Raw genomic sequence first — 24,651 nt, 5'->3', positions numbered from 1 at the left:
TTACAAAGTACTGATAGAAGATTTCTACCACCTTATCGGGACCATATAACACTTCATTATAACACATTACATATGATATGGAAAATGGTTTTTCAAAAAGCCCATTAAATCAGCTTTTTCAGTCTATGCACTACCCAGTTAAACTGACTTAAACAGTCCTCAAAGTTCCTAAAAAGTTCACAAAAATACCCCGTAGGGTATCTATCAATTGACGAGTTCAGCAGGCAAGATCTAGCACCCTCACACGGTGCTTTTTTTATCTTCAAAAATGGTAGGCGTCCGCGTACCAATGGGTACTCGAAAACCTACCACCTACTTAAATGATAACAGTTCTTTAAAAATTTTCACCCCTATCTACTTTAATCAGTCTTCATTTTTAAATAATATAGTTCCAATAAATACCAAGACTCCCAGAATAAAGGATAAAATATTTGGACCTGTCCAATAAGGATCTAGCGTACCTATAATGGAAATAACAAATAAGATAGCTGCCACATTTAGGAGTCCTTTACTTCCTTTTCTCATACCAATGAAAAGTAATATAGTCGCAATCATAAAACAAATATAATGGATGGCACCAATATATAAGATCAGTAGATACATGGGGTTTCCTAAAAATAAAGGAAAAATCATAATACCAAGGTGACAGACTGCTATTATAAGGGCGCTCCATAACCAAGACGACTGAAAAATAATTCTTTTTGGCGAATTTTCTTTATCATTGTTTGATCGTATCTCAGCATTCAACTGATCGTTTACATCTATGTCTCCTTCTACTTGAGAGTACGCCATCTCTGGTTTAGTTTCAATAGATGATAGATCTTGTACTTTCACCTTGGACTCCCAGCTAGCTGCAACTTTATCAAACAAACCAAAAACACGACAAACAATATAAATCGATAAGAGAAGATAAAAGAGACCGTAGAAGCTTATACGAGAGATGAAAGAGTATACTACACCTATCTCAACAAGAGAAGATAAAATTATCAAAAGAGAAAATACTTTCTGAAGTTTATCACTTGTACTTGTGATCATAACATTAATCAGAAGTAGAAACATTAACTCCATTACAGTGTATCGCAGTGTAAAAGCGTAAATGTCACTCGTTCTATCCATACCAATCAATATAAATAGTGGAGAAATATTTGTAGAGGAAACAAATAGTACTAAATAAGCTATCGATGATTTCCAACCATCTTTACTTTTCCAATTGTTTAAAAGCTCCCTCATTTCTACATTCTTTATAAGCAGGCAAATCCATATTAAACAAATGATATTTAGCACAAAGGAAATGTTCATCAGATTTGTTGGGGAGAAAGGTGGTAAAAAAAACATCAGTAGTTGGGTAATTGAGAGGAGAAGAGCAGCTATCAATCCTTCAACATTTAAACGCTGATTCATGATTCTCCAAATTACCCAGCAAATAATCATTCCATTCCATATAGAAAAAATACTAGAGACAGTGAACAGTGGTGTATTTTCATTTAAACTTTGGGAACTATAGTTCACTACTATACTACTACCATAAGAAACAAGATAAAGAATTGCTTCAAGAATTAGCAGTATACCATACCATTTTTTTCTAGACATAGATTCTCCTCCGCTTTCTAAGAAAAGTATTTAACGATTCATTTATTTAAATTATAACACAATTTGTAACCGTTTTCCTATTGCGTTATCAGTACTAAATAAATAAATAAATAAAAAAGATAGGATTGAACACCCTACCTCCTATCATCAGTCTCCATTTTTTAACAATACAGTTCCAATCAATACCAGCACTCCTACCACAAACGGTGGTATATGATTAATCACCCAATCCGGATCACCCGCAGCAATAAATGAAAAAACATAAATAGCTACTGCCATATAAAGAGTTGCTTTATTGGCATTCACTATTCCATTCCAAAGCAGGATGGTTGCTATCACAAAGCTAATCATATGGATTCCCAAAAAGTACAAAAAGCCACCAGCCCACGCTCCCATTGAAAAGAGACCTAATAAAAGTAAAACTATATAAACAATGGCCAAAAACAAAGCAATAGAAAGGATTACAGAATTTCCAATTCTCTTCTCTGGCTTCATTTCATTGTTCGGAAAAAGACTTTCATCTGAAGCATATGCTTCATTTTCTTTATCTACTTCAGGATTTTTTTGTTGATCTGTCATAACTTTCTCCAAACATTTTTAGTTATTCTTTCAAATAATAGCGCTTAAAAATAGAGCGGAAGAACTGATTTAACTAGGGCTTTAATCGACCCGAATATTTTTTATTGAGTAGAGTTGACCATATCCATTTTTTAATTAAGAGCTTTTCACTTCTTTAACCAGGAGTGTTCCGATTAAATCCAAAATACCTAAACATAAGGGAGCAATTCGAAATATTTCCCAGTCCGGATCAAAAGCCAAGATGATAGACAGCAGATAGAGTCCAATACTCGCATAGAGAAGGCTTTTATTCCCCTTCTTCATCCCTAGTCGAATTAGAAAGGCTCCAATCGCAAGACTTAATAAGTTTGGACCAAGGAAAATCAAAACGACAAATCCCCAACCATCACCCCAAGGTGCAAAGTAACAGACAAACATTACAAGATAGATAATGGATAAGTAAAATGTCGCTGAAAGAAGAATAGAATGTAAGCTATTTTCTTTTGGAGAATTCTGAACAGATACAAAATTGGGATAATCTTCACTGATCTTACTATGTTCTTTATTTTCCTCAAGATGTTTCTCTTGGTTTGTCATCACTTTCTCCTAACTTTCTTATATTTTTATGTTTTTCCGTTAACACCATTATTCTTGATTCCATCATTCTTTTCATGATAGCCATCTATTCAATGCTATCTCTTAAACATTAATTTGGACAGGTTTCCAGTTAGATTGCTAACATATCATGAAATAGACTGGAAGCCTTCCCTAAATAAAATCAGCCTCTGCAATAGCCTTTTTGACTTCTTCAATCGGCAGATGAACCAGTTCTACTTCTTTTTCGCGGTAGAGGTATTCGGCATATTCATCGATGCGGTACTGATGAATGTATACCACTCGCTTGCAACCGACTTGAAGCAACTGCTTGGTACAATTGAGACAAGGAAAATGCGTCACATAAGCTGTAAAGCCTTTAGGAATTCCACGTTCAGCTCCTTGCAAAATCGCATTGACTTCCGCATGAATCGTCCGGACACAGTGTCCCTCGACCATAAGACAGCCATCCTCTAGACAATGATCTGTCCCAGAAACGGATCCATTATACCCTGTTGCAATGACCTTATTATCCTTAACCAGAACAGCACCTACTTTCGCTCGATTACATGTCGCTCGATTCGAAATCAGTAAGGCCTGTGCTGCAAAATATTCATCCCATGCTAGTCGATTGTGTGTCACCTTTGTATCCTCCATCTCTCCTCATATCGGTTACGATTATTTTCATTATAGCATGAAATCAGCAAGAAAAAAAGACTGAGGAAAACTCCTCAGCCTTATAAATATTATTTACCAAGTTTTGCTTTAGCTGCATCTGCAAGAGCTGTGAAAGCTGCTGCATCGTTAACAGCCAAGTCAGCAAGCATTTTACGGTTAACTTCGATCTCAGCCAATTTCAAACCATGCATCAATTGTGAGTATGAAAGTCCGTTCAAACGAGCTGCCGCATTGATACGTGTGATCCACAATTTACGGAAGTCACGTTTCTTTTGACGACGGTCACGGTATGCATAGTAGTAAGAGTTCATTACTTGTTCTTTTGCAGTACGGAACAAGATATGTTTAGCTCCATAGTAACCTTTAGCTAATTTAAGAATACGTTTACGACGTTTGCGTGATACAACGCCACCTTTAACACGTGCCATTTATATTTCCTCCAATATTTCCTAGAATTCTTTACTTACGAATACGCGATTATTTCAAGCGAGTAAGCATTGCTTTGATACGTTTGAAATCTCCTGAATGCACCATAGATGCTTTACGAAGATGACGACGTTGTTTCTTAGTTTTTCCGTGGAAACGGTGAGAAGTGTAAGCACGGAAACGTTTAAGTCCACCAGAACCTGTACGTTTGAAACGTTTAGCTGATGCGCGATGTGTTTTTTGTTTTGGCATGATATTTTCTCCTTTTTTTAACTTTCTGACAGATTATTTCTTGTCAGTTGCTGGCGCCAATTGCATGAACATTTGACGTCCATCCATCTTAGCACGTTGTTCGATGATCGCCACATCTTGTGTAGCTTCAGCGAAGTCGGCTAAAACTTTAGCACCAATCTCTTTGTGGGTAATCATACGACCCTTAAAGCGAATGGATACCTTCACTTTATTTCCTTTTTCAAGGAATTTGCGAGCATTGCGAAGTTTTGTATCGAAATCACCCTTGTCAATCACTGGGCTCAAACGAACTTCTTTCACGGTCACAACGCTTTGTTTTTTGCGTTGTTCTTTTTGCTTCTTCTGGTACTCAAATTTGAACTTACCGTAGTCCATAATTTTCGCAACAGGAGGTTTAGCTTGAGGTTGAATGAGAACCAAGTCAACATTAGCGTCGTCCGCAAGTGCTTGCGCTTCGCTAAGTGGTTTGATACCCAATTGCTCACCTTCAAGACCGATTAAGCGAACTTCACGTACACGAATTTCATCATTGATGAATAAGTCTTGCTTTGCTATGGTTTTCACCTCTTTTTTATTATTCGAGAAAAACAAAGAACGGACCTGCAAAACAGGCCCGAACTACATGATGTATTTCATTTCTGAAACTTGATCCGTAGGGGCCAGGCAACTTGCGTCACAAGGCGAGAAGTTCTCACTTCTGCTTTTCTCAACTTTTATATGATATCAAGTTTTTTATTCTTTGTCAAGAAGTTTTTTTGCTTTTTCTTCAATAAAGGCAACAACATCTGCAATTCCAACACCCGTTGTGTCAAAATGAATGGCATCAGCTGCAGGTTTCAAAGGAGAAACGGCACGGTGGCTGTCCTTATAGTCCCGCTCAGCGATTTCTTTTTTCAACAATTCAAGATCCGCTGTGATGCCCTTTTCAACATTCTCCTTATAACGACGTTCTGCCCGCTCCTCAACCGAAGCAACCAAAAAGATCTTCAACTCTGCATGTGGAAGGACGACCGTCCCAATATCGCGTCCATCCATAACGATGCCCCCCTCTGCTGCAATTTCTTGCTGTAGAGCGACAAGTTTTTCACGGACTGGCGCAAGCGCTGCAACCCATGAAACATTGTTGGTCACTTGGTTATCGCGAATTGGGTGGGTAATATCCACGTCTGCTACAAAGACAAGCTGCTCTCCTTCTTCTGAACGACCGAAACTAATTGGATACTGATCTAAAAGGGCTAAGAGGTCATCAACCTGTTCAGCTGTCAGATTATTTTGCAAAGCTAGGTAAGTCGCTGCACGATACATAGCTCCCGTGTCTAGATACGTATAGTCTAGATCCTTGGCAATGATCTTTGCGACTGTGGATTTTCCACTAGAAGCCGGTCCATCAATGGCAATTTGAATTTGTTTCATGCTGTCCTCAACTCCTACTGAATCTTAACGACATCACCAGGATTCGCATACCATGATCCTGTAGACATATGAGAAGGATTTAACTGTTCCAATTGGGCAATGGAAATACCAGCACGCGCAGCAATCGCTGCTTCCCCTTCACCTGCTTGAACAGTGATCGTACCTTCTTCAGAGTTCTCATCTTTTGAACTATCGTCTTTAGCCGCTTGGTCAGTTTGTGATGCAGGGGCTGATGATTTCTGTTCAACCTTAGTCTCTCCATTGTAGAAACCAGACATTTGTTTTGATTTGTTGCTGCCACCTGTTGAAAGGAAAATCAACAAGCAGACCATCGCCACTACTACTACAAAGAAAATAATGGCTAAAATCGTCAATAGACGGTCTGCCTTGATTCCGTTTAACTTACTCGTTCTTTTCAATGTTTCTTCTCCATCATCGTAAATATCTTCTTCCCATGGTTCTTTTGCCATGACTTCCTCCTTGTTTTTTCTCGTAAAAATCATTACAATAGAAGTATGAAAGTTACGTTAATTCCAGATCGTTGCATCGCTTGCGGTCTCTGTCAGACCTATTCTGAATTATTTGATTACCATGACAATGGCATCGTTAAATTTGCTGCTGAAGAGGACGACCTCCTTGAAAAGGAAGTCCCTGTCACAAACGATGTTCTCGAGGCTATTAAAGAATGCCCCACTCATGCTCTCTTAAAAGATTAAGAGGGCTTTTTATTTGTTTGCATAATACATCTCGTAGTAATCCACATGGATGAAATTGTCCGTCAGGATTACTTCTCCCTTAAAATAAGGATTTAAGGCAAGTGCATTGATAAAGTATTTTTTCGGCCATTTACGCATACAGAATGTTCGACTGCGCGATCCATCATTAAATATGAGCTTGATCGATTTCTTATTTACTTCGACCTTTTCGATCGAGTCAATCTTCACTTTGATTGGAGTAAAAGGATTGGCAGTAATAATCCGCAAGATCCCATCCTCATAGATCGTGAAGTAACGATGGACCCCAATCGCGAGCAAGACCATAAATAAAAAGAACGAAAACAAAACTAGCGTTGGCACACTAGAGCTCTCATACATCAAGGCCAGTCCAATAAAGACCGGAATCACTGCAATGGACCAATAAGTCACAAGAATAGATAAGTCCGGTTGCCAATGATAATGGACCTTTCCAAATATCTTAATCATGAGCGTACCCCCATCTAATAGTTTAGCATAAAAAACAAAAAAAAGGGAGCCAGACAGCCAAAATCACAAAGATTTTTAACTGCTTGCTCTCCTTTTAATTGGATTTATTAGTTGGAACTTTAAAGAAGTCTTTAGAAAGGTAACCTTTCCCACTAATCAAGTCGTATTCAACCATTTTCAAATCCTCTGCAATTTCTTGTGCTTCTCCTTCTAGGGCCTTTTTATCGACACTTGCTTTTTTCAGCACTTCCGTCAACAAAGCATAGTAAGGCGAAACTTTTGAATTGGTCTGTTCAAAGACCATAGCAGAGAAATCACTTGAATTGACCAAAGGATAGTTCAATTTCGGTGCATCAAAATTACTCCAAATGAAGTAGTCTGTCTGATACTGACTCTCCGGATTATTCTTAAAGGCGGACTCAGGATAAAGACCTGGCAAGTGATCTCCATAGAATACCACTGTAATCTTCTTATCTATTTTAGAAAGACTTTCCAGGAAAGATTGGGTGGCGGTGTCGGTTTGTGAAAGCAAGCGACTGTAGAAAGTCAGTTTTGAATTTTCTTCATCACTAAACCCTTTACCTTTTGCATCCAAGGTTTCTGGATTTGCTTCTAACCATGGAGTATGATTTTGCATGGTCATCACAGAAAAGAATTGTCCGTTTCTATCGTTTAAATTATCCAACACAATATTATAGGTGGATTCATCACTCGGACTAATTCCTTCTTTTCTGTACTTGATTCCCTTTGTATCCGTCGTAATAAAATCTTTGAAATCCAATCTCGAATACACGATATCCCGAGAATAATTCGATTTACCTGCCAAGTGAACAGCAATCTTATTCTTTTTTGAGTATGCATTACTGATAGACGGCACATCATGGATCTTAGGAAGAACTTCCGTATACAAGACAGATACAGTTTGTGATAAATTATAGAATGGTAAACCTGTAAGAGTCTGGAACTCCATATTTGCAGTTCCGCCACCATATCCATCCGATTGCATTTGCCCACTCGTGTGGGTCTTCATGATGTTCTCAATATTGGGAATCGGATTTTGCGTAAGCTCAACTCCCTCGACTTTTCTAGGATCAGAAAAACTTTCACTCAGAATATAAATGACCGTTTGATCGTTTAAGTAGTTACTTCTCTCCTTATTGATCGCATTAGACAAGTTGGTATATTTTTGGGCTATTTTCTCAAGACGTTCTTTGGAATAACCATCCGGTTTTGGAACAACCTCCGTCGTCAATTGATTCATCCAAACATAAGACAATCCTTTGTAACGAGCATTGGTCGTATTCCCTAGCCAATTAATATCTTGGTAATTGTTCAGGGTGCTAATAATTGGTACATTATCCTTGATCTTCCCGTTTTCTTTATCACTGAATATCCCATTGACACTCTTAAAGCATAAGAGCATCACTGCAATAGCTCCGATTTGTATTTTCCATGAAGAAATAATTCTTCCTTTAAAGAGGTACTTTTTCCCGACAATCAGTAGACAAACCAGAAAGACCACCAATAAAAAGATGTAAAATATTTGCGCTTTGTCCATAAAGCTCAAAAGCGTCATTGGCTTGGTTAACCAAGTTAAATCACTCGGTAAAACTGGTTCATTCCTCATGCCAAACTTGATGGAATTTGCAACTACAAAAGCAATGGAAACAATGGAAATGAGACAGGTAGCAATCCAATATTGATTGATACAAATGTAAACAAAGATAAGTATCGCTGTCAGAATGAGAATTTGAAATAAGATGGCATCTGGAATCGTGTAATGAACGCCTAAGAAGGGTTCTGTTCGACCTAAACTGAATTGGATAAAATAATTCAATACAATTGCAATAGTGGTACTAGAGAAGAACACTAAAGAGAAACTCGGTTTGTTCTTGACGAAATCTCGTTGTCCCTTTGTATATAAGAAGCCAAGTAAGGAAATCAATGGAAAGAGAATGTATAAGAATTCATTTGTTAACCAAAATTGCTGAGCTGAGTATTTGCCAATTTCAAAGGCCTTATACAAAAAATTATCTGTCCTGTAAATCAGGGTCGAAAAATTTTTGTCTGTTACGATAAAGGTGATCAAGAGTTGCGACAAGACCAGATACTGATAGTTCTCGCCAATCTCTTCTCCTCCTTTTTTCCGACTTGGTAGCTTATCATAATGCTGTCGCAATAGAACCAAACCACCTGTAGAAGCAAACAGAAGGAAAATGACAAGGAAGGAATCCGTTCTAAAGAATGGATTCTGATCAAAATTCCAAACCTTGTATTTTGGATTATTCAAATAAATCGTGATTTCTGTCAAATAAGAAAGGGTATTGTAGACCAAATAACTGACAATCAGTTTAAGAGGAAACCATTTTTTAAAATTGAACTGGGATAATATTGGAATTAATAGCAAGAAACTAATTCCAAATAGAATTCCTAAAAAATTAACATATTGTAGGACAGTTCCTGTTGCTTTGTTATGAACTGCAAGATTATTCTGAGCTAGGTAAAAATTAAAAAAAGAAAATAGAACGAAAGTAACCCCATAATACCACTGAGTTCTTGAGACTTTCGATAATGCTAAGAGGATAAATTCTTTAAAATTAAACTCTTTTTTCCGTTTCATTATTTCACTTTCTTTATCATTCTTTTTAGTATATATTTCACAGCTCTTGCAGGACCGATTACGATATACTTCAAGGCTCCTTTGATCCCCCCAATTTGATTAAAGTCCACAAAGGTATGCGGTTGGAGATCTTCACGATTGTTCAATTGCTTATTATCAATAAATGGTGTCAGGACATGAGGATTTTGAGAGATCCTAAAGTCATATTTTTGATCCCAAGCAATGTAGATCAACAAACGTTCGATCGCATGCAATATCGAATTTTGAGGTAGAGGTTCAGCTGGAACATCTGCTGCTGTCAAATTCAAATCAAAGAGTGGTTTCAAAGCATCATATTTAAACCAAACAAAGGTCCCATAACTCATGACAAAGGTATTGAGATTCTTGAAGTCAATCGTCTTGGTCGCTCCCATCCTTTCCCAGAGCTTGTTCATCTCTGGTGAAATAAGAGCCTCATTCCAGGCAACCACTATTCGATTGTAACGGAAGAAAGTTGGAATATCTGTGATAGTGATTCCGACTTTTGGATTAGCCTCCATATTGGCCAGGATTTGATCAGCCGGCTTGACCAACATCTCGATCAATTCTTTTCGCCAAGATTCACCCGCCCAGAAATCTGCTTCTTTGGATTTCTTGGTATGGAAATGACCAACATAATCATATTGAGAGAGTTGCTCTTTTAAGAGCAACATTGGTAATACATCCCGTCCAATGTTTCCAGTCACCACAACCGTCGCATCTTGTGCCCGATTAGAAAGAATTTGTTCAATATCCTGCTTCTTCTCTTCTACATCTGTCGTGATCCATAAGTCATAAGCGAAATGAAAGGCTTGGAAAGCATCTAAAAATTCTTCCAAGAGGTCCACATAAAAGACATGAAGATGAACCGCAACTTTTTTACCGAAGTCTCCAGCTAATTCCTGGTTTTTCAAGTACTTACGAGACAAGAGATAAGGATAGTCCGGACGATCAATCATAGACATGTGGTTGAGAATCAAGTCTAATGGGTAGTTCGATACACGCTCCAACTCGTCGAAAATATAAGGCATAATTCCTTCATTGTTTGCAATGGTTTTGACTTTGATGAAAGGAACCTTATGATTGAGAATCGCTGTAGGATTGTAGTAAGAAAAGTCCGGATAGAGCATCCCTGTGGTGTCTTCATGAATGGTATCAAAGACCGTCTTATAGTGAAAACCTGCATCCAAGAAATTCGTTGTGACCTTGGTTTCATAGTTATCAATCACATCTTGAACATTGGTGAAGTCCTGAACACCTTGCCAAAATTCATGGAAGGCACTAGATGTCAGCACCTGTTTTTTAAAACTAAGATAATAACTCTGAATATGCTCGTTAAAATCCTTGTCTTTCCGGTAATTGGTCATTCCCCAGAAATCCACTTCAGTATCATTTTCAAACCGCTGATAGATTGGTTCTAGATCCCAAAGAGGTCCAAAGCAGGTATCATTCATGAGGGTAACCGAATCAAAATGAGCCAGTTGGTCAAAGCCGACTGTCTTCATTCCATCCCGCCAAGCCGCAAAGTCAAAGCCACTATTTTGGCGCTCTAGAATATCGTCCACCAGATGCTGTGCTACTAAATTAGACTTCACATCTTCTGGTAGCTTACTATTGGAGATAAAGACCACTCGTGAGTACAAGGGACGAATCTTTTCTAATTGGTAAAGTACATGCCCACTAATAAAATTAAACTTATTGTAGTGAACATATAAAAGTAAACGTTGCATATTATTTCCTTATTCTAAAGAATTTCAAGATCTTTGTTGGAATGGTCCAACGGCGAGAATGGATGATGGAATTGTATTCATGAGATAACTTTTTATAATTCTCATGTAAGTTGAATAGGTGTCTGCTAAATTCTTCGTCACTTTCTTTTTCATAGGAGAATTGAAATTGATTACCTGAACTATTCGAAAGATCAAAAAGAATATGTGGATGGGTATTAAAGAAAACCAAAACATCCTCGAAATCAATTCCGTTTGAAGTTACAAGAGGAATTTCTCTTTGATCCTCCAATGCAATCAATGACAATTTTTTATAGGATCCCGGAAATTCTGAAAGTAATATTTTTAGACTCTTTTCCTTTTCAAGCTGGAAGATAATAGAGCCCTTATTTTCCATCCTCTCTTTTGATATTTCATGGTAGGCTGAGTGAAGTCCATCGTGTGAAGCTGAAATCACCACCTGAGATTTACCAATTACTTCGAGATCACGATTATTGAATTTCATGCCCAAAAATCGAGCATACTTAGAGGAAAGCTTTTGGTTACCAATTGGCGTTTCTACTTCAATGTTATCTTTAAAAACAGCATAGATGGACTCGAGATTATATTTCTTTCGAGCGAGTTCTTGATCCAGTAATTGTTTTTCTTTATAGCTATCAAAATTCTCAATCACTGTAGCCATTTGTTGACTTAGTAGATCTCTATCTCCTAGTGGATATAAATTCCCAGATTCTAAAAATTTACTGGAAGACAAATGACCTAAATTATCGGAAATGATTGCCGGAACTCCATTGAGGACTGATTCCACAAATACTAAAGAAAATGTTTCTAATTTAGCAGGCAAGACGAGGATATCTTTATCTGTCACCAAGGACCATGGATCCGAGTGAAAACCAACAAAAGTCACACGATCTAGATGATGCGTTTGAATATAGTCATCCATCAACTTTTTGTACTGCTCATCCCATCCTCCGATGAAGACCAGTTCGATCTCCTTCCGATTTAAGTGATTATAGGCTGCAAGCAACTCAAGCTGATTTTTTCGTTCGTTAATCCCACCGATGGATACAAAACGAGAAATAGTAGAATTCTTAAGAGGACGTTCTTGAACTTCTGTATAGGGAATAAACGGAATCAATTTGTCAGTCGTAAAATAATTCGTTAGAGTGTGGTACAATTCCCCTTCTACTACAAAAATTTTATCAGACAAATCATCAATTAAGGGAATCAGGTCCTTATAATAACCGAACTCGCCAAAAGGAAATTCATGAATAATATAAAAATGTCTGACCTGTTCACATGCAGCTGCAATGGCCCCCTGAAAAACATTGACTGTATTCGAAATGACCAATTCGATCTGTTCATTCCGGATAATTTCTCTTACTTCCTCAATATTCTTTTGTTGAGAAGTTTGGATTTCTAACTCTGAAATGTTCAGCGTCTTAGATTCAGGCCACCACCACTGATTGTTTTTTAACTGAAATAATTTAATTCCAGTTGTATCCATATGACGGAGATAGTCTTTATCAATGTGTGGGGCATTATCCGGTATCACATTATAAACTTCGTGACCTTGCTGAACCAACAATTTCATTAGGTTCACGATTGATACTTCTGCTCCACTAAACATGGCTCCAACAGGAGATACAAATAAAATTTTCATAGCCTACACCAAAGAAATTATTCCCACTTGCCTTGACGGATCAACAAACCAGTCGAAGAATCCAACTCCGAACGATTTGTTCGATCGACTACCCGATCTATTGAAAAGACTGGAGGGTTCGTTGTTGACAATATTGCTAAGTTTTCTTGATTTTCATCTCTTAAAAATGCTACTAGTCTTAACTTCACATGATTAAAGTACGGCAACTTACATTTATAAGTGATTTTTTTAGGTCCGACACCAGATAATGGAACATCCATGGAATTATCGTTATACAGTCCATTCCCAGTAGAAATATCAACAAATGAAAAGGCTATATGAGGATTAACAGACTCATCTAATAGATTAAATGAAAACTCAATCACCACCTCATCATCAGGAGTTACTTTCTTAGGAGAAAGCAATCTAGCTGTAAAATCTTCAACTTCCGTTGTGACCAAGCCCTCATCTTCATCTCCATGATGATGTGAATTCGATTCCAAGTTGTCAAAACTATATTGATCAGAAACGTCAAAAGGATCACCAATGGCCTTCACCAATCCATTTTCAATCAAAACAGCCTTGTTACAATATTTCTTGACGGCTCCCATATCATGGGTAACGAGAATCGTGGTTTTCCCTGATTTCTTGCGTTCTTGGAAGTAATCGTTACACTTGCGCTGGAAGGCCTCATCTCCTACTGCAAGGACCTCGTCCAAAATCAAGATATCGCCTTGGGCCTTAATGGCAACCGAAAAGGCTAGACGAACCTGCATGCCTGATGAGTAGTTCTTAAGCTTTTGGTTCATGAATTCATGCAACTCAGCAAAGTCTACGATATCATCATACATGGCATCAATTTCAGCTGTCGAGAAACCCAGCATAGCTCCATTCATATAGACATTTTCTCGACCTGTCAGTTCTGGGTTAAAGCCCACTCCAAGCTCAATAAAGGACACCAGTTTCCCATCGATGGTGACGGTGCCTTTTTCTGGCACATAGATTTCAGAAATAATTTTCAAGAGAGTCGATTTTCCAGAACCATTTCTTCCGAGGATCCCGAAAAAGTCTCCTTTTTCTACTTCAAAAGAAATATCCTTAAGCACATGTTGTTCTTTATAGCCTTTGATTCCTTTGAAGCGATTGACCAGGGCAGTTCGAAGACTATTGGTCGCCTCTGTTGGCAACTTAAAGTACTTGCTGACATGGTCTACTTTTACTGCAATTTGTTTATCTATCATTAGAGAATCTCCGCAAATTTCTTAGCATGTTTGTTAAAGTAAGCAAAGCCAGCAACAAAAATAAGAATTGGTAAAACATAAGGAATCAAAACCAAGAACTTATTTTCCACCAAAAGCCAGACAGGGGTATTGGCCTTATCAATCAAGAAATAACGCATATCTTGAATAATTTGAGCCAAAGGATTCATCATGACCAACTTAGCAGCCCATGGATTGCGGTCTGCAATAAAGGTAATCGGATAGATAATTGGCGTCGCATACAGGCCGGCTTGCAGGAGTACTTCCCAGACTTGACCTAGGTCACGGAAACGAACAAAAAATGTCGCTAAGATCAATGCACATCCTGTCGCCATCAAGAACAACTCAAAGAACAACGGAATCACCATCAAAGCTGTCCAAGAGAATGTCACCCCATTAAAGAATGAAAAAATTAAGACAACAACCAGGTTAATGACAAAGTTGATGGCTGCTCCTGAAATCGCAGACAAGACGATGATATGTTTGGAGAAATTCAACTTCCGCAATAGGTCGCCTCGACTAACGATCGACACCATCCCCATAGATGTGGCTTCTGAGAAGAAGCCCCAGATTACATTGGCCAACAAGAGGGCAACTGGGAAATGGGGCACATCTCCACCCAAGCGTAAGAATCGGATGAAGACAATATACATGATCGTAAAGGTCATCAGGGGCTTTAAAATCGACCAAAGATAACCGATTGCTGATCCTTGGTAACGTAATTTAAAGTCTGTTTTGATTAATTCTCTTAATAAAATTCGATTTTTCTGACTAAAAACGTCAAACATTATTTTTTACCTCGATATGCAAACTTTGTCAGAATCAAGCTGGTAAACACAACCGTATGAAAAGCCCGGTTCTTCCGGTAACCGTACTGACGAATCCGTCTCAAACGTTCTTTTAGTGAAACATCCATAATGGTGACAAAGTTTTCAATGATTTCTTTAGTTTGGGAACTGACAGGCAGATCCAATAGATTTTTTGCTTGTTCTTGACTGGACTCAATGAGATTCCAATATTTAGCAAAAAGAATATGAGGGCGAACCCAATTTTTAACCCGTTTTCTAAGGGTACGAGCCCCCAGAACATTGCTACTGTGCTGACGGTACAATTCTGTTGGCCGATCGATATAGATGAGCTTCCCAAATGCAGTTGCCAACAAGGCCAAATACCAATCATGCATAAGAAGTGCATGTTTTTCTTGACCCGTCCATAAGTCAGCCAGCGCGTGGTTAATCATGGCTACACCGCCAGTTACCGTATTTTCCGTCAACTCTTGAATCAATTCTGTATTGGCATGATCAGACTGGGTGCGAATCATACTCTCATGCTGAACATTCAAGTTTTCATCGACTACTTTTAAATCGGTGTAGACCAGCAAAGGCATTTCTTGAGGGTGCTTGGCCGCTTCTGCTACTTGAAGAGCAATTTTTTCAGGAAGCCAGACATCATCTTGGTCACTGAAGCAATAAAGATCTGCTTTCTCGTATTTCAGAAGCGCATGGAAGCTCTTGATAACACCGAGATTTTCGATAGCTCCTTGATTGATAAAACGAATGCGCTCATCCTGGGCCACCAACTCTTGAATAATCTTCACCGTACCATCTGTCGACCCATCATCTCGGATCAAGAGTTGCCAGTCTTGATAAGTCTGGTCTTGGATACTTTTGACCTGCTCTTTTAGATACTGTTCACCATTATAGGTGGACAACAAGATATTTACTTTCATGATAAGAATAATTCCTCGTACTCACCTACAATTTTTTCCCAGGTAAAGTTTTGCTTCATATTGGCCTTGGCACGTTGACCCCATTCAGATACATCTTCTAAAGGATCGACCTGATCAATCAAATGCGCCAAATTTCCAGTTTCTTTAGTCCAATAGTGAGCTGTGTCCTTTGCAACCGTTTGGTTAAAGGAGACTCCTAAAACTAAATTCAGATCCGTGTGAGCAAGAGCCTCTAAGAGACCCGGATTGGTTCCGCCCACTTCATGACCATGGATATAGGCAAAGGCTTCTTTACGGATATACTTCAACAGGTCTTGGTCATAGACCGTTCCTACAAACTTGACGCGTGGATCCTGATCAAATCCAGTACAATCTCGGAGCTCCTCAAAATAAGGATTGCCTTCCTGGTTACAAATGATCACCAAATCCCTTTTGGTGGAAGAGGCCATAAATTCACGAATGGCGGTCTCGTAATTATTTTCTGGGACAAAACGGCCCAAAATTAGGTAATAGTTTTTCTCCTGAGTCTGCCACTTGTGATAGAATTCTCGGACCTTATTATCCTGACTACTTAGGCTGGTTGGAGACAAGTCCGTCCCATAGGCAATATAGGTCGTCTTGGACCAAGGATAGGCTTCCTTGATATAAGACTCAATACCCGGGTTGTCAGAAATCACCAAGTCAGCATGGCGCGTCATGATCTTTTCAGAATACTTGAGATAGGCTTGGATCGGCTTGGCCCACTTGGCCCGCTTCCACTCCAGTCCATCTGGATTGATATAAAATCGTCCGCCTATCTTATGGATCTTGCGCGCAAAAGGCGCCACAAAGGCTCCGATTGTATTGCCCAAGACGTAAAAAATCGGCTGTTCAATTCCTTGTTTCTTAATAAGCTTCAAGGCATAGTTGATGGCCATCATATCATAGGCGATGACACGCGCAGGCCCAAGCTTAGGGGCTTTAATGGTAAAACAATCGACACCCTTGTAGTCAAAATGTTGAAAAGCTTGATCATTAGAAAGGCAGGCAACATGGTACTGGATATCTGGAGACACTTGATACGAAACCAATTGGTCCACAAAAGTCTCAAAACCGCCATATTGAGCCGGAAGCCCACGACTTCCGATAATAAAAACATGTTGCATAGAGTTCCCTTTCAAATCATTTACAGTCTATTCAATTATACCATTTTCTAGGCTTTTTGCCTAATCCAAACAGAAAAGCGACCCTCAAGGGCCGCTTCAAATTTCTCTTATTTCACTTCTTGTTTATAAAATTCTTTCAAGGCATCTTGCCAAGTTGGAATAACGAATCCTGTAGCTTTCGCTTTTGCCAAACTCATTGTTGAGTTCAGTGGACGTTTCGCTTTAGCTGGGAATTGGCTAGAATCCACTGGTTTCACTTCTACATCCGTATCTTTGAGGATTTCAACTGCAAAGTCATACCAAGTTGTATCTTCTTTCGCATCATTTGACAAGTGGTAATAACCATATTCCTTACGGTTTTCAGCCAAATAAGTCATAAACTCTGCAAGAGTACGTGTCCAGGTTGGACGACCATGTTGATCATTAACGACCGTAAGTGTTTTGTGAGTCTTGGCAAGGTTTTGCATGGTGAAGACAAAGTTCTTACCGTAGTTCCCGAAGACCCAAGCTGTACGGATGATATAGAAATTGGAAACATGTTTCTCAACCAATTCTTCTCCCATACGTTTGGTACGACCGTACTCAGTTTGAGGATCTGGTTGATCGTCTACTTCCCATTCTTGTCCAACTGGTTTTTTACCGTCAAAAACGTAGTCGGTTGAGATATAGACCAAGGTTGCACCATGCTTTTCAGATGCCTTTGCTACATTTTCCGTACCAGTCACATTGATGGCATAGTCCAACTCTTTTCCTTCTTCTTCTGCCGCATCAACAGCTGTATAGGCAGCACAGTGATATACCAAGGTTGGTTTTACTTCCTCAAATACCTCGTCTACTTTCTCTGCATTTGTGATGTCCATTTCAGCTACATCAACAGCTACATATTCTTCATTTCGTTCATCTAACAAATGGCGAAGCTCCGTTCCAAGTTGACCATTTGCACCTGTAATTAAAATCATGTTAAATTCCTTTCAAATGCTTTTTCCCTATCATTATAGCAAAAAAAGCAGAAGTTTTCTGCTTTTTAAGATGGGAATTGCTCCTTATTTTTTGAATACTTCTGCTTAAAAATAAAGAATACCAGTATCCAAGAGATCCATTCTATCATGAAACCAAGATTCTGTATAAATGTCTTGTGATAAGAAACTTTGACATGGCCAGAATTTCGAATAGATAAATAAATTTTTCCGTTATTTAAAACCTTTTCTGAGACAGTTGGTTTCCGATCTTTTTTATTTTCTTTTAATTCTGATTCGGTAAAAGCACGCTGTTTCAACACAGGTTGAGAACCTTCTGCACCCTTAGAATATTCTGCGCGATATCCTTTGTACCATATCATTGGTATAGAAATAGTTGTTTCTTTTTTATCATCAGGAACCTCTATATCGAATTCTAAAAGATTGTATCTCTTTTTAATAGTTGATATTTTTACATCCTTAGCTGTTTGAAATTCTGTAAATTGTGGTAAGCGTATATCTTGGTTATTGATATCAAGATTATAATATTCATCACCTACAGGATCAATATATTTTGATTTGTCCCCTCTATATACTGATTTCAGTAATTTTTCATTCTTTTTATTATCATCCCGCATCTGTTTATAGTTTTTTGAAGAGGTATCAAATTGAGGGACAACATGATTGAAATAGAAAGTTAAACTCAAGATGCATAAGACAATAGAGAAAAATCCATTTCTATTTGTTACAGCAAGAAAGAATAGGAACAAGAGGGGAATGAAAAACAATAGACGCCCTGAATACTGCATACTCCCTAAAAAAGTGTATTTCAATACGGAATTCCAAGGCAGAAGACTCGTTGCAGAAAAATATAAGATCCAACAAGTCCAAAATATGGTTTTACTTAAACTCCCTAGACGGCGATAAAATAAGATCACCATCATACTCGCATAGAATAGGCCATCTCGTACGAATTGATGGATCGGCCACTCTAATGGTGTGAAAGGTTTATAAAAACCATATCGATCTGCTTGAAATGGAAAAGGAACCAAAAAGGTATCTTTCACATTGACAGGAAAATTTCTCGCTGTCCATGTGAAGAAAAATTTTTGTGATGAAACCTGTTCCAGATATTGAAAAATGTATCCTGCCGATAAACATAAGGCAAACAAGATAGAAAATACAAAAGAGATAATCTTTTCCAGTGTGATCCTTTTATAATTTAAACATAAAAATACCGCAGAAAAAATTGCTAATATGATCGTTGATAAAATATGGGTTTGAATTAAAAGCGCTACTACAATCCCTAAATAGAGAGGGTTCTTTTTGTTTAAGTAGAGCACTCGATAAATAGAATAAATAAGAATTGGGACAAGTGGCACTACCATGGTCATTCCAAAACCAAATAAGGTGTAATAACAAGGAATGGTCAAGGCCACTACTATACCAGTCACCTTATTTTTTACTATTTTTGAAATAACAATATAACTTGTTAGGCTTGTACCAAGAGTGATCAAAAATGCAAATATAGAATAAGCAAGATTTCCATCGTTGGTCATCATATAAACGATGGCTGACGGATAAAACTGCCAATTTCCATAAAACATAGGAGAAGCATATCCCGTACCGAATGCAAATAAAAAATTCAGATTGGGGAGTAAATCCCAATGCTCAATGGACTCTGCTAAGCCGACAATGCGGGATAAATGAAAGACATAGTCATATGAGCGACTTTGAAAATTGATCAGATTGAAGGATACAAATGTAAAAATGAGCGCATAGGAAGTTAGTAATAGGTAGACCAACTTATTACTGATTTGGTTGAAAACATCTATAAGCCGGTCAATATGACTGCGGATCACTTTTACCATATCCAACTGATTGATTTTATCGAGGAGCCGATCAACTCCCTCGTAAAATCTGTCTATCTTTTGCTTAGCAGCAAGACTCATACTTAGGATATTCTTCATTCTTCACTTTTCTCTTTGATAACATAGATTGGACGTTTCTTGGTTTCCATGAAGATCTTACCAATATATTTCCCTAAAATCCCGATGGTCAATAATTGGAACCCTCCCAGGAAAAGAATCACTGTCATGAGGGATGGCCAACCTGAAGTAGGATCCCCAAAGACCAAGGTGCGGATTACAATCAAAATCATCATGATAAAGGCCAAAATCCAAGATAACAGTCCACCAATAAAGGCAATGTTTAATGGTGCATCCGAGAAATTGACAATCCCTTCAATCGAATACTTAAAGAGGGACCAAAAATTCCATGACGTCTCTCCTGCCACGCGCTCGACATTTTTATATTCGAGGTATTCTGTCTCAAATCCTACCCATGCAAAAATCCCTTTTGAGAAACGATTGTACTCCGATAACTCCATGATAGCATCGACCATGGGACGGCGCATCAAACGGAAATCACGCGCCCCGTCAACCATTTCCACTTGGCTAATATGATTGATCAATTTATAAAACATCCGTGCAAAGAAAGAGCGAATCGGTGGTTCCCCATCACGGGTTACGCGTCTCGTTCCGACACAGTCTAAATCCGGCTGTTCCTCCAACCTCTGCTTCATTTCGATCAATAACTCCGGTGGGTCCTGCAAATCTACATCCATAACTGTCACATATTCACCACTAGTACGCTCAAGTCCAGCATACAGCGCCGCCTCTTTCCCGAAATTTCGAGAAAAAGAAAGGTAGTGCACACTTGAATCTGTAACATGTAGCTTTCGAAGAACAGATAGTGTACCATCTGAAGAGCCATCATTTATAAAAATATATTCAAACTTTTCTCCCATCTTCATCCGAACACGTTCCATCTCTCGATAAAACAATGGAATTGATTCTTCTTCGTTAAAACATGGGACTACAACTGATATGGTCATCTCTTACTCCTTGACTTATTCACTTTCTATTGTAACAAAAAACTAGGGTTTCCCCTAGTAATAACTTATTTTAGTCTTTTAATTAAACTGCAGAATATAAAACAGAGATGGTTTGTAGTAATGTTAGAGATAAAATAATGAGACTACTTTGTACTACAAAATGATCAGAGAACTTTTGTTCATCTGGAACTCTTTGCTTAAATAAACTACAAATAACTGGTAGACAAAGAGCAACAACACCCAAATAATATCGGCCTTGAACTCCTAAAACTTCAAAATTTCCAACTGGTGTCCAGGTCAGATACAAGGTCAAAGAAATTAAACCAATAATTGCGAAAGAAACTAAACTTGCTCCTACTACTGATACTTTTGGAAGTTTGATCTTCCCAAAATTTGAAAAAGTAATCAAGCTATAAAGAGCATAAATTGGAATAAGGACTTCTGACATCGACAAATCTAACCAACCAAATGTATAGAGTTGATTCAAATGACTGACTGATAATAGCATCTCCTTCAAAATCACTGGAAGATACCAATGAGGTTTCGAAATGATACTAATCACCTGAGACTTCACATCCGCTCCATCTAGTTTAAAGTTCTCAATTCGAACTTGCTGGGTAAGAACATACCAAAAAATCGTAAAGACAAAGACTGCAGCAATCAAAGCGAGAGAAATGAGATAGTAGTTTTTGCATTGCGTTTTCTTTTTCGGTATAAATAGCAATAATCCTACAAGCAAGACATAAGGAAGCTTCATTGTTACAAGGATCACGCAAAGGAAAGCATAAAGCAATAAATCCTTTATTTTAACTACTTTTTCATCATCCGTCACATAGTTCAAAAACAATCCAATAATGATGTAGGTTAAACCTAAGGCTACACTATCTTGATTATAAGAAGCAGCTAGAACCAGATTCATTGGAAACATCGCTACCATTGTCATCAACTGCTTCGCTTTCCCACTTAATTTAATAGCAATAAGAGCTAAAATACAGTAAGCAATGACATTAAAAATTCGACCAAGATAATAGGAGACTCCTACACTCAAATTCAAAAATTTTCCAATCCCAAATCCAAGAGCCTGAGGGATATAACCAATAAACCAATATGAGTTGGTTGCCCTGTAATCCGTTTCTTTCCCAAACTTCACTTGTTTGGTCGTCTGCCCTTCTTCAAATAAAGAAGATTTGGTAAATGGTTTTTTGAAATTCTTATAAACATCAAAGTAATCTTCCGTAATATGGATGTTTTTATTTCCCATATTGACGTTGCCTTCCACAATATGAATCGTTCTTGAAAGGTGAACTTGTTCATCTGGCGTATTCAAAACGGGTGTAATAAAAGCAAAGGACAGACCACCAATGAGCATCGCAAGGAAGGTCCCAACATTCTTCTTCGGTAAAAGAAAAATGAAAAAAGCCAATACAACAAATAACGCTACACCAATTTTAGGAAAATCTACTAAGCGCTTTGTATAAATCACTGCAATACAAAAGGCCAAAACTGCGAAAGCTACTAAATACTTTTTATTTCGCTCATAACTATCAACAAAATATCCCATCAGTTTCTCCTACTTATTCGAATTTTGACTCTTCACATATTGTCTCATCAATAACTTGGCCATCCATTTAGGCCAGAAGAGTTCATACATGTATAGATCTTCTTTACTACGCGTATTGTCTGCAATCGTTTTTGATGTTTCAGACTCTCCATGGATACGGTGGCACATGAGCTTGTCAGATACATAAGCAAAGCGACCTTTATACTCGCTGATCTTATACCATGCGTACCAATCCAAACTCACTCTCATCCCTTCATCAAAATAGAAATTCTTCAAATTTTCACGATTATAGGTAACAGCTGGACAACAAATAGGATTTCCAAAAGCCATCACACGGTTTCGCCAAAAGTGACTAGCAGGAAAAAGATTCATAGTTTTTAACATCAAGGTTTTGATCTTCAGATTTGTATTCGCAGGAATTTTATGACCGTCTTTTTCTTCAAAATAATCAGAATAGCCAATTAACACATCCGAATGCTTTTCCATCTTAGACAAAACTTTCTCAGCATATTCCGGCTCATAATAATCATCCTGATGAGCGATGGTAGCATATTTCGTCTCTACGAAAGACATGGCATTGTTCCAATCTTTCCCAATTCCTCCACCTTGCTTGGTGTAAAATGGAATAGCATAACGCTGACAAAGTTCCTTGATCGAATCCATCGGTGTTGAACTATAACAGATAATCTGTGATTGGAGAGTTTGTTTCTTCAAGGATTGAATACAAGCTTCTAAGTACTCACTTTCTCCATAAGCACAAATCACCCAAGTATGTTGTTGATTAACGAGCATAGCCCTTCCTTTCTATTTTGCTTGCAATAAAATAAGCAAGTAAACTTCCACTAAAATAAACGGACATCACAATGAAAAAGCTTAAAGATGCACCTAGAAGTCCCATTTTTTGTACCAAATCATTATTTGTCAATTTGGAAGCTATAAACATGAATAAATACACAGGTAATAGATACGTTTGTCTTCGAATAACCGTCATGACATCCCCAAAAACAATCCCAATAGAATACAGAATTCCAGAAAAAACAAGGATGGCTAGGGTAGTACTATGCTGGTTTAAAGGTAAACCAAAAACAAGACTTAATATCGGCGTCCCGATCAAATAAGCTAGCACAGTTAATACCAAGCCGACACCCAAAACAATGACAAACATCTTCGCAATGATGGCATCAAATTTTTTCAATTCTTTATTCTTCCATAAGATCGCTAATTGCGTTGTTAAGGGTCTAAGAATTAAAATAAAGAGACTCATAAAAAACACAGGCATAAACAAAATATTAAAGTCCCGTTGTGTCCCTGCAATAAAGTGTCCCAATCTAATTTCAGAGTCAATCGCGATTCTAGGCTCATTGAAAATATAAGCTAGTAAAAATCCACTGATAAAGAGAGGAATACAATTCTTTAAAATAGTGATCGCATCAAATAGGTCTCTTTTGAGATCTTTTACTGAGAAATCAATTGTTTCAAATTCTTTTGATTTTACATAATCATAACAAAATACAAAGATAAAGTTTAAAACAACTAAGTAAAGCAATGATTGTGTTAATGACTTTGTAATAAGCAAAAATGCCAACAAAAGAATCGTGCTGAAAGAATACCGAATGGTCATTGATTTGCCAGCGATATCTAATCGTTCGTGACGTTGAAACAATCCTTGGAAAAGATCTGAAATTGCCTCACACATACGAAATAGAACGTATAAGCCAATAATCGCAATTTTTGAACTCTCATGTAGGTCAATTCCTGAAACAAATAGGTAAGGAAAAAAGATCGCCATCATGAGTAGGAGAGAGAGACATCTGGCAATACTGTAACTGGTAAAGGAGTGTCTAAAGAGAACATCTGTCCCTTGGTAGCTTCGAACTTGAAACATGCCCACTACTACTAGAATCGCAGCAATCCCATAGGCAAGACTAAAGGAATCTGCTTCCATTGGCGAGGTCATGCGTGTAACGATCAATGTAAATAGTACAGATGATCCAGCAAATGCCAAGTTCCCTAACAGATTCCAAAAATACACCTTCTCCGTTGAAACAGGTTGATTATTCTTCATGCTCTTTTACCTGTAATGCAATTTTCTGAGACAATTGTCGAATTTGAACGGATTGTTTTGAGGTAATCCGAGTCAAAGAGAAGTTTAAATAGACAAGTAAACAGAAGCCTAAGAAAAAGATTAGATTGCTTGGAACTTGAATTCCTAACATTTTTGATACCTGTCCAATCAAATTAGGAAACCAAATGACTGGCAACGATAGCAAACAAAGAATGAGCCAAGAAATGACATTTCTCAGTTCAACGACTTTCTTTGCAACTAGGCGTAGAATATAAACGATAAAAATAATTACAATAAGGGTTAACCAAATATTTAACATG

25 protein-coding genes and 1 other annotated feature are annotated in these 24,651 nt (G+C 37.9%); of the genes, 1 reads left to right on the top strand and 24 read right to left on the bottom strand.

All coding sequences use genetic code 11. The features are described 5' to 3' along the window. Window positions 1–363: 363 nt before the first annotated feature. From GMC92_RS01025 to GMC92_RS00985, 9 genes are all read right to left on the bottom strand, one after another. Complete coding sequence (locus GMC92_RS01025) at window positions 364–1,590, bottom strand: ABC transporter permease (protein ID WP_155125102.1); 1,227 nt, start codon at window positions 1,588–1,590, stop codon at window positions 364–366. Between the two features lie 147 nt (window positions 1,591–1,737). Beyond that, window positions 1,738–2,169 (bottom strand): hypothetical protein, encoded by a 432-nt coding sequence (locus GMC92_RS01020; protein WP_031574151.1) that lies wholly within the window; start codon window positions 2,167–2,169, stop codon window positions 1,738–1,740. A gap of 135 nt (window positions 2,170–2,304) precedes the next feature. After that, a complete protein-coding gene (locus GMC92_RS01015; RefSeq protein ID WP_129824180.1) occupies window positions 2,305–2,745 on the bottom strand; it encodes a hypothetical protein in 441 nt (146 codons plus the stop codon). A 171-nt stretch (window positions 2,746–2,916) separates the two neighbouring features. Next, window positions 2,917–3,384, bottom strand: coding sequence for a deoxycytidylate deaminase (locus tag GMC92_RS01010; RefSeq protein ID WP_129824413.1), 468 nt, complete (start codon window positions 3,382–3,384; stop codon window positions 2,917–2,919). Window positions 3,385–3,488: 104 nt separating this feature from the next. Further along, a complete protein-coding gene (gene rplT / locus GMC92_RS01005) occupies window positions 3,489–3,848 on the bottom strand; it encodes a 50S ribosomal protein L20 (protein ID WP_000124830.1) in 360 nt (119 codons plus the stop codon). A 49-nt stretch (window positions 3,849–3,897) separates the two neighbouring features. Further along, on the bottom strand, window positions 3,898–4,098 hold the full coding sequence (gene rpmI / locus GMC92_RS01000) for a 50S ribosomal protein L35 (RefSeq protein ID WP_001125942.1): 201 nt from the start codon (window positions 4,096–4,098) through the stop codon (window positions 3,898–3,900). A gap of 33 nt (window positions 4,099–4,131) precedes the next feature. Further along, a complete protein-coding gene (gene infC, locus GMC92_RS00995) occupies window positions 4,132–4,662 on the bottom strand; it encodes a translation initiation factor IF-3 (RefSeq protein ID WP_003003721.1) in 531 nt (176 codons plus the stop codon). 16 nt (window positions 4,663–4,678) lie between these two features. Next, window positions 4,679–4,807, bottom strand: a sequence feature (ribosomal protein L20 leader region). A 23-nt stretch (window positions 4,808–4,830) separates the two neighbouring features. Continuing rightward, the gene (gene cmk, locus GMC92_RS00990; protein WP_031574170.1) at window positions 4,831–5,511 is read right to left on the bottom strand and encodes a (d)CMP kinase; all 681 of its coding nucleotides are present in this window, start codon (window positions 5,509–5,511) and stop codon (window positions 4,831–4,833) included. Window positions 5,512–5,525: 14 nt separating this feature from the next. Then, entirely contained in the window at window positions 5,526–5,981 is a 456-nt protein-coding gene (locus GMC92_RS00985; RefSeq protein ID WP_129824181.1) for an SAG1386/EF1546 family surface-associated protein, read from the bottom strand. A 45-nt stretch (window positions 5,982–6,026) separates the two neighbouring features. On the opposite strand from GMC92_RS00985, the gene GMC92_RS00980 reads away from it, so the two are divergent. After that, window positions 6,027–6,227 carry a ferredoxin gene (locus GMC92_RS00980; protein WP_003006690.1) on the top strand — a complete coding sequence of 67 codons (201 nt, stop codon included), beginning with the start codon at window positions 6,027–6,029 and terminating at the stop codon, window positions 6,225–6,227. Window positions 6,228–6,236: 9 nt separating this feature from the next. Here the strand turns inward: GMC92_RS00980 and GMC92_RS00975 are convergent, their stop codons facing one another. The 15 genes from GMC92_RS00975 to GMC92_RS00905 all read right to left on the bottom strand — a co-directional run bounded on the left by GMC92_RS00975 (window position 6,237) and on the right by GMC92_RS00905 (window position 24,650). After that, window positions 6,237–6,713: an EbsA family protein gene (locus tag GMC92_RS00975; RefSeq protein WP_023917814.1), complete on the bottom strand. Its 477-nt coding sequence runs from the start codon at window positions 6,711–6,713 to the stop codon at window positions 6,237–6,239. Window positions 6,714–6,807: 94 nt separating this feature from the next. Beyond that, complete coding sequence (locus GMC92_RS00970; protein ID WP_155125103.1) at window positions 6,808–9,333, bottom strand: LTA synthase family protein; 2,526 nt, start codon at window positions 9,331–9,333, stop codon at window positions 6,808–6,810. Beyond that, entirely contained in the window at window positions 9,333–11,081 is a 1,749-nt protein-coding gene (locus GMC92_RS00965; RefSeq protein ID WP_125826278.1) for a rhamnan synthesis F family protein, read from the bottom strand. The genes GMC92_RS00970 and GMC92_RS00965 overlap by 1 nt, the downstream gene beginning before the upstream one ends. Before the next feature lies 1 nt (window position 11,082). Next, the gene (locus GMC92_RS00960) at window positions 11,083–12,741 is read right to left on the bottom strand and encodes a glycosyltransferase family 4 protein (protein WP_155125104.1); all 1,659 of its coding nucleotides are present in this window, start codon (window positions 12,739–12,741) and stop codon (window positions 11,083–11,085) included. Between the two features lie 17 nt (window positions 12,742–12,758). Further along, window positions 12,759–13,961: an ABC transporter ATP-binding protein gene (locus tag GMC92_RS00955; protein WP_155125105.1), complete on the bottom strand. Its 1,203-nt coding sequence runs from the start codon at window positions 13,959–13,961 to the stop codon at window positions 12,759–12,761. Then, the gene (locus GMC92_RS00950) at window positions 13,961–14,767 is read right to left on the bottom strand and encodes an ABC transporter permease (protein ID WP_003003247.1); all 807 of its coding nucleotides are present in this window, start codon (window positions 14,765–14,767) and stop codon (window positions 13,961–13,963) included. The genes GMC92_RS00955 and GMC92_RS00950 overlap by 1 nt, the downstream gene beginning before the upstream one ends. After that, complete coding sequence (locus GMC92_RS00945) at window positions 14,767–15,708, bottom strand: glycosyltransferase family 2 protein (protein ID WP_155125106.1); 942 nt, start codon at window positions 15,706–15,708, stop codon at window positions 14,767–14,769. Before GMC92_RS00945 ends, GMC92_RS00950 begins: the two co-directional genes overlap by 1 nt. Continuing rightward, window positions 15,705–16,853: a beta 1-4 rhamnosyltransferase Cps2T gene (cps2T, locus tag GMC92_RS00940; RefSeq protein ID WP_061590795.1), complete on the bottom strand. Its 1,149-nt coding sequence runs from the start codon at window positions 16,851–16,853 to the stop codon at window positions 15,705–15,707. Before cps2T ends, GMC92_RS00945 begins: the two co-directional genes overlap by 4 nt. Before the next feature lie 107 nt (window positions 16,854–16,960). Beyond that, the gene (gene rfbD / locus GMC92_RS00935; RefSeq protein ID WP_061590794.1) at window positions 16,961–17,812 is read right to left on the bottom strand and encodes a dTDP-4-dehydrorhamnose reductase; all 852 of its coding nucleotides are present in this window, start codon (window positions 17,810–17,812) and stop codon (window positions 16,961–16,963) included. A 65-nt stretch (window positions 17,813–17,877) separates the two neighbouring features. Beyond that, entirely contained in the window at window positions 17,878–19,779 is a 1,902-nt protein-coding gene (locus GMC92_RS00930) for a hypothetical protein (protein WP_118398515.1), read from the bottom strand. Further along, the gene (locus GMC92_RS00925; protein ID WP_125826272.1) at window positions 19,776–20,705 is read right to left on the bottom strand and encodes a glycosyltransferase family 2 protein; all 930 of its coding nucleotides are present in this window, start codon (window positions 20,703–20,705) and stop codon (window positions 19,776–19,778) included. The genes GMC92_RS00930 and GMC92_RS00925 overlap by 4 nt, the downstream gene beginning before the upstream one ends. Window positions 20,706–20,787: 82 nt before the next feature. Beyond that, on the bottom strand, window positions 20,788–22,266 hold the full coding sequence (locus tag GMC92_RS00920; protein ID WP_118398509.1) for a DUF2142 domain-containing protein: 1,479 nt from the start codon (window positions 22,264–22,266) through the stop codon (window positions 20,788–20,790). Window positions 22,267–22,275: 9 nt separating this feature from the next. Further along, window positions 22,276–23,058, bottom strand: a complete 783-nt coding sequence (locus tag GMC92_RS00915) for a glycosyltransferase family 2 protein (protein ID WP_118398506.1) — start codon at window positions 23,056–23,058, stop codon at window positions 22,276–22,278. Further along, window positions 23,048–24,331 carry a lipopolysaccharide biosynthesis protein gene (locus GMC92_RS00910; protein ID WP_118398503.1) on the bottom strand — a complete coding sequence of 428 codons (1,284 nt, stop codon included), beginning with the start codon at window positions 24,329–24,331 and terminating at the stop codon, window positions 23,048–23,050. The genes GMC92_RS00915 and GMC92_RS00910 overlap by 11 nt, the downstream gene beginning before the upstream one ends. Continuing rightward, window positions 24,321–24,650, bottom strand: a complete 330-nt coding sequence (locus GMC92_RS00905; RefSeq protein WP_031574209.1) for a DUF2304 domain-containing protein — start codon at window positions 24,648–24,650, stop codon at window positions 24,321–24,323. Before GMC92_RS00905 ends, GMC92_RS00910 begins: the two co-directional genes overlap by 11 nt. Window position 24,651 lies beyond the last annotated feature (1 nt).

The sequence above is a fragment of the Streptococcus parasanguinis genome, assembly GCF_009717775.1.
Classification (GTDB): domain Bacteria; phylum Bacillota; class Bacilli; order Lactobacillales; family Streptococcaceae; genus Streptococcus; species Streptococcus parasanguinis_AG.
This window is presented reverse-complemented; position numbering and strand designations above follow the sequence as displayed.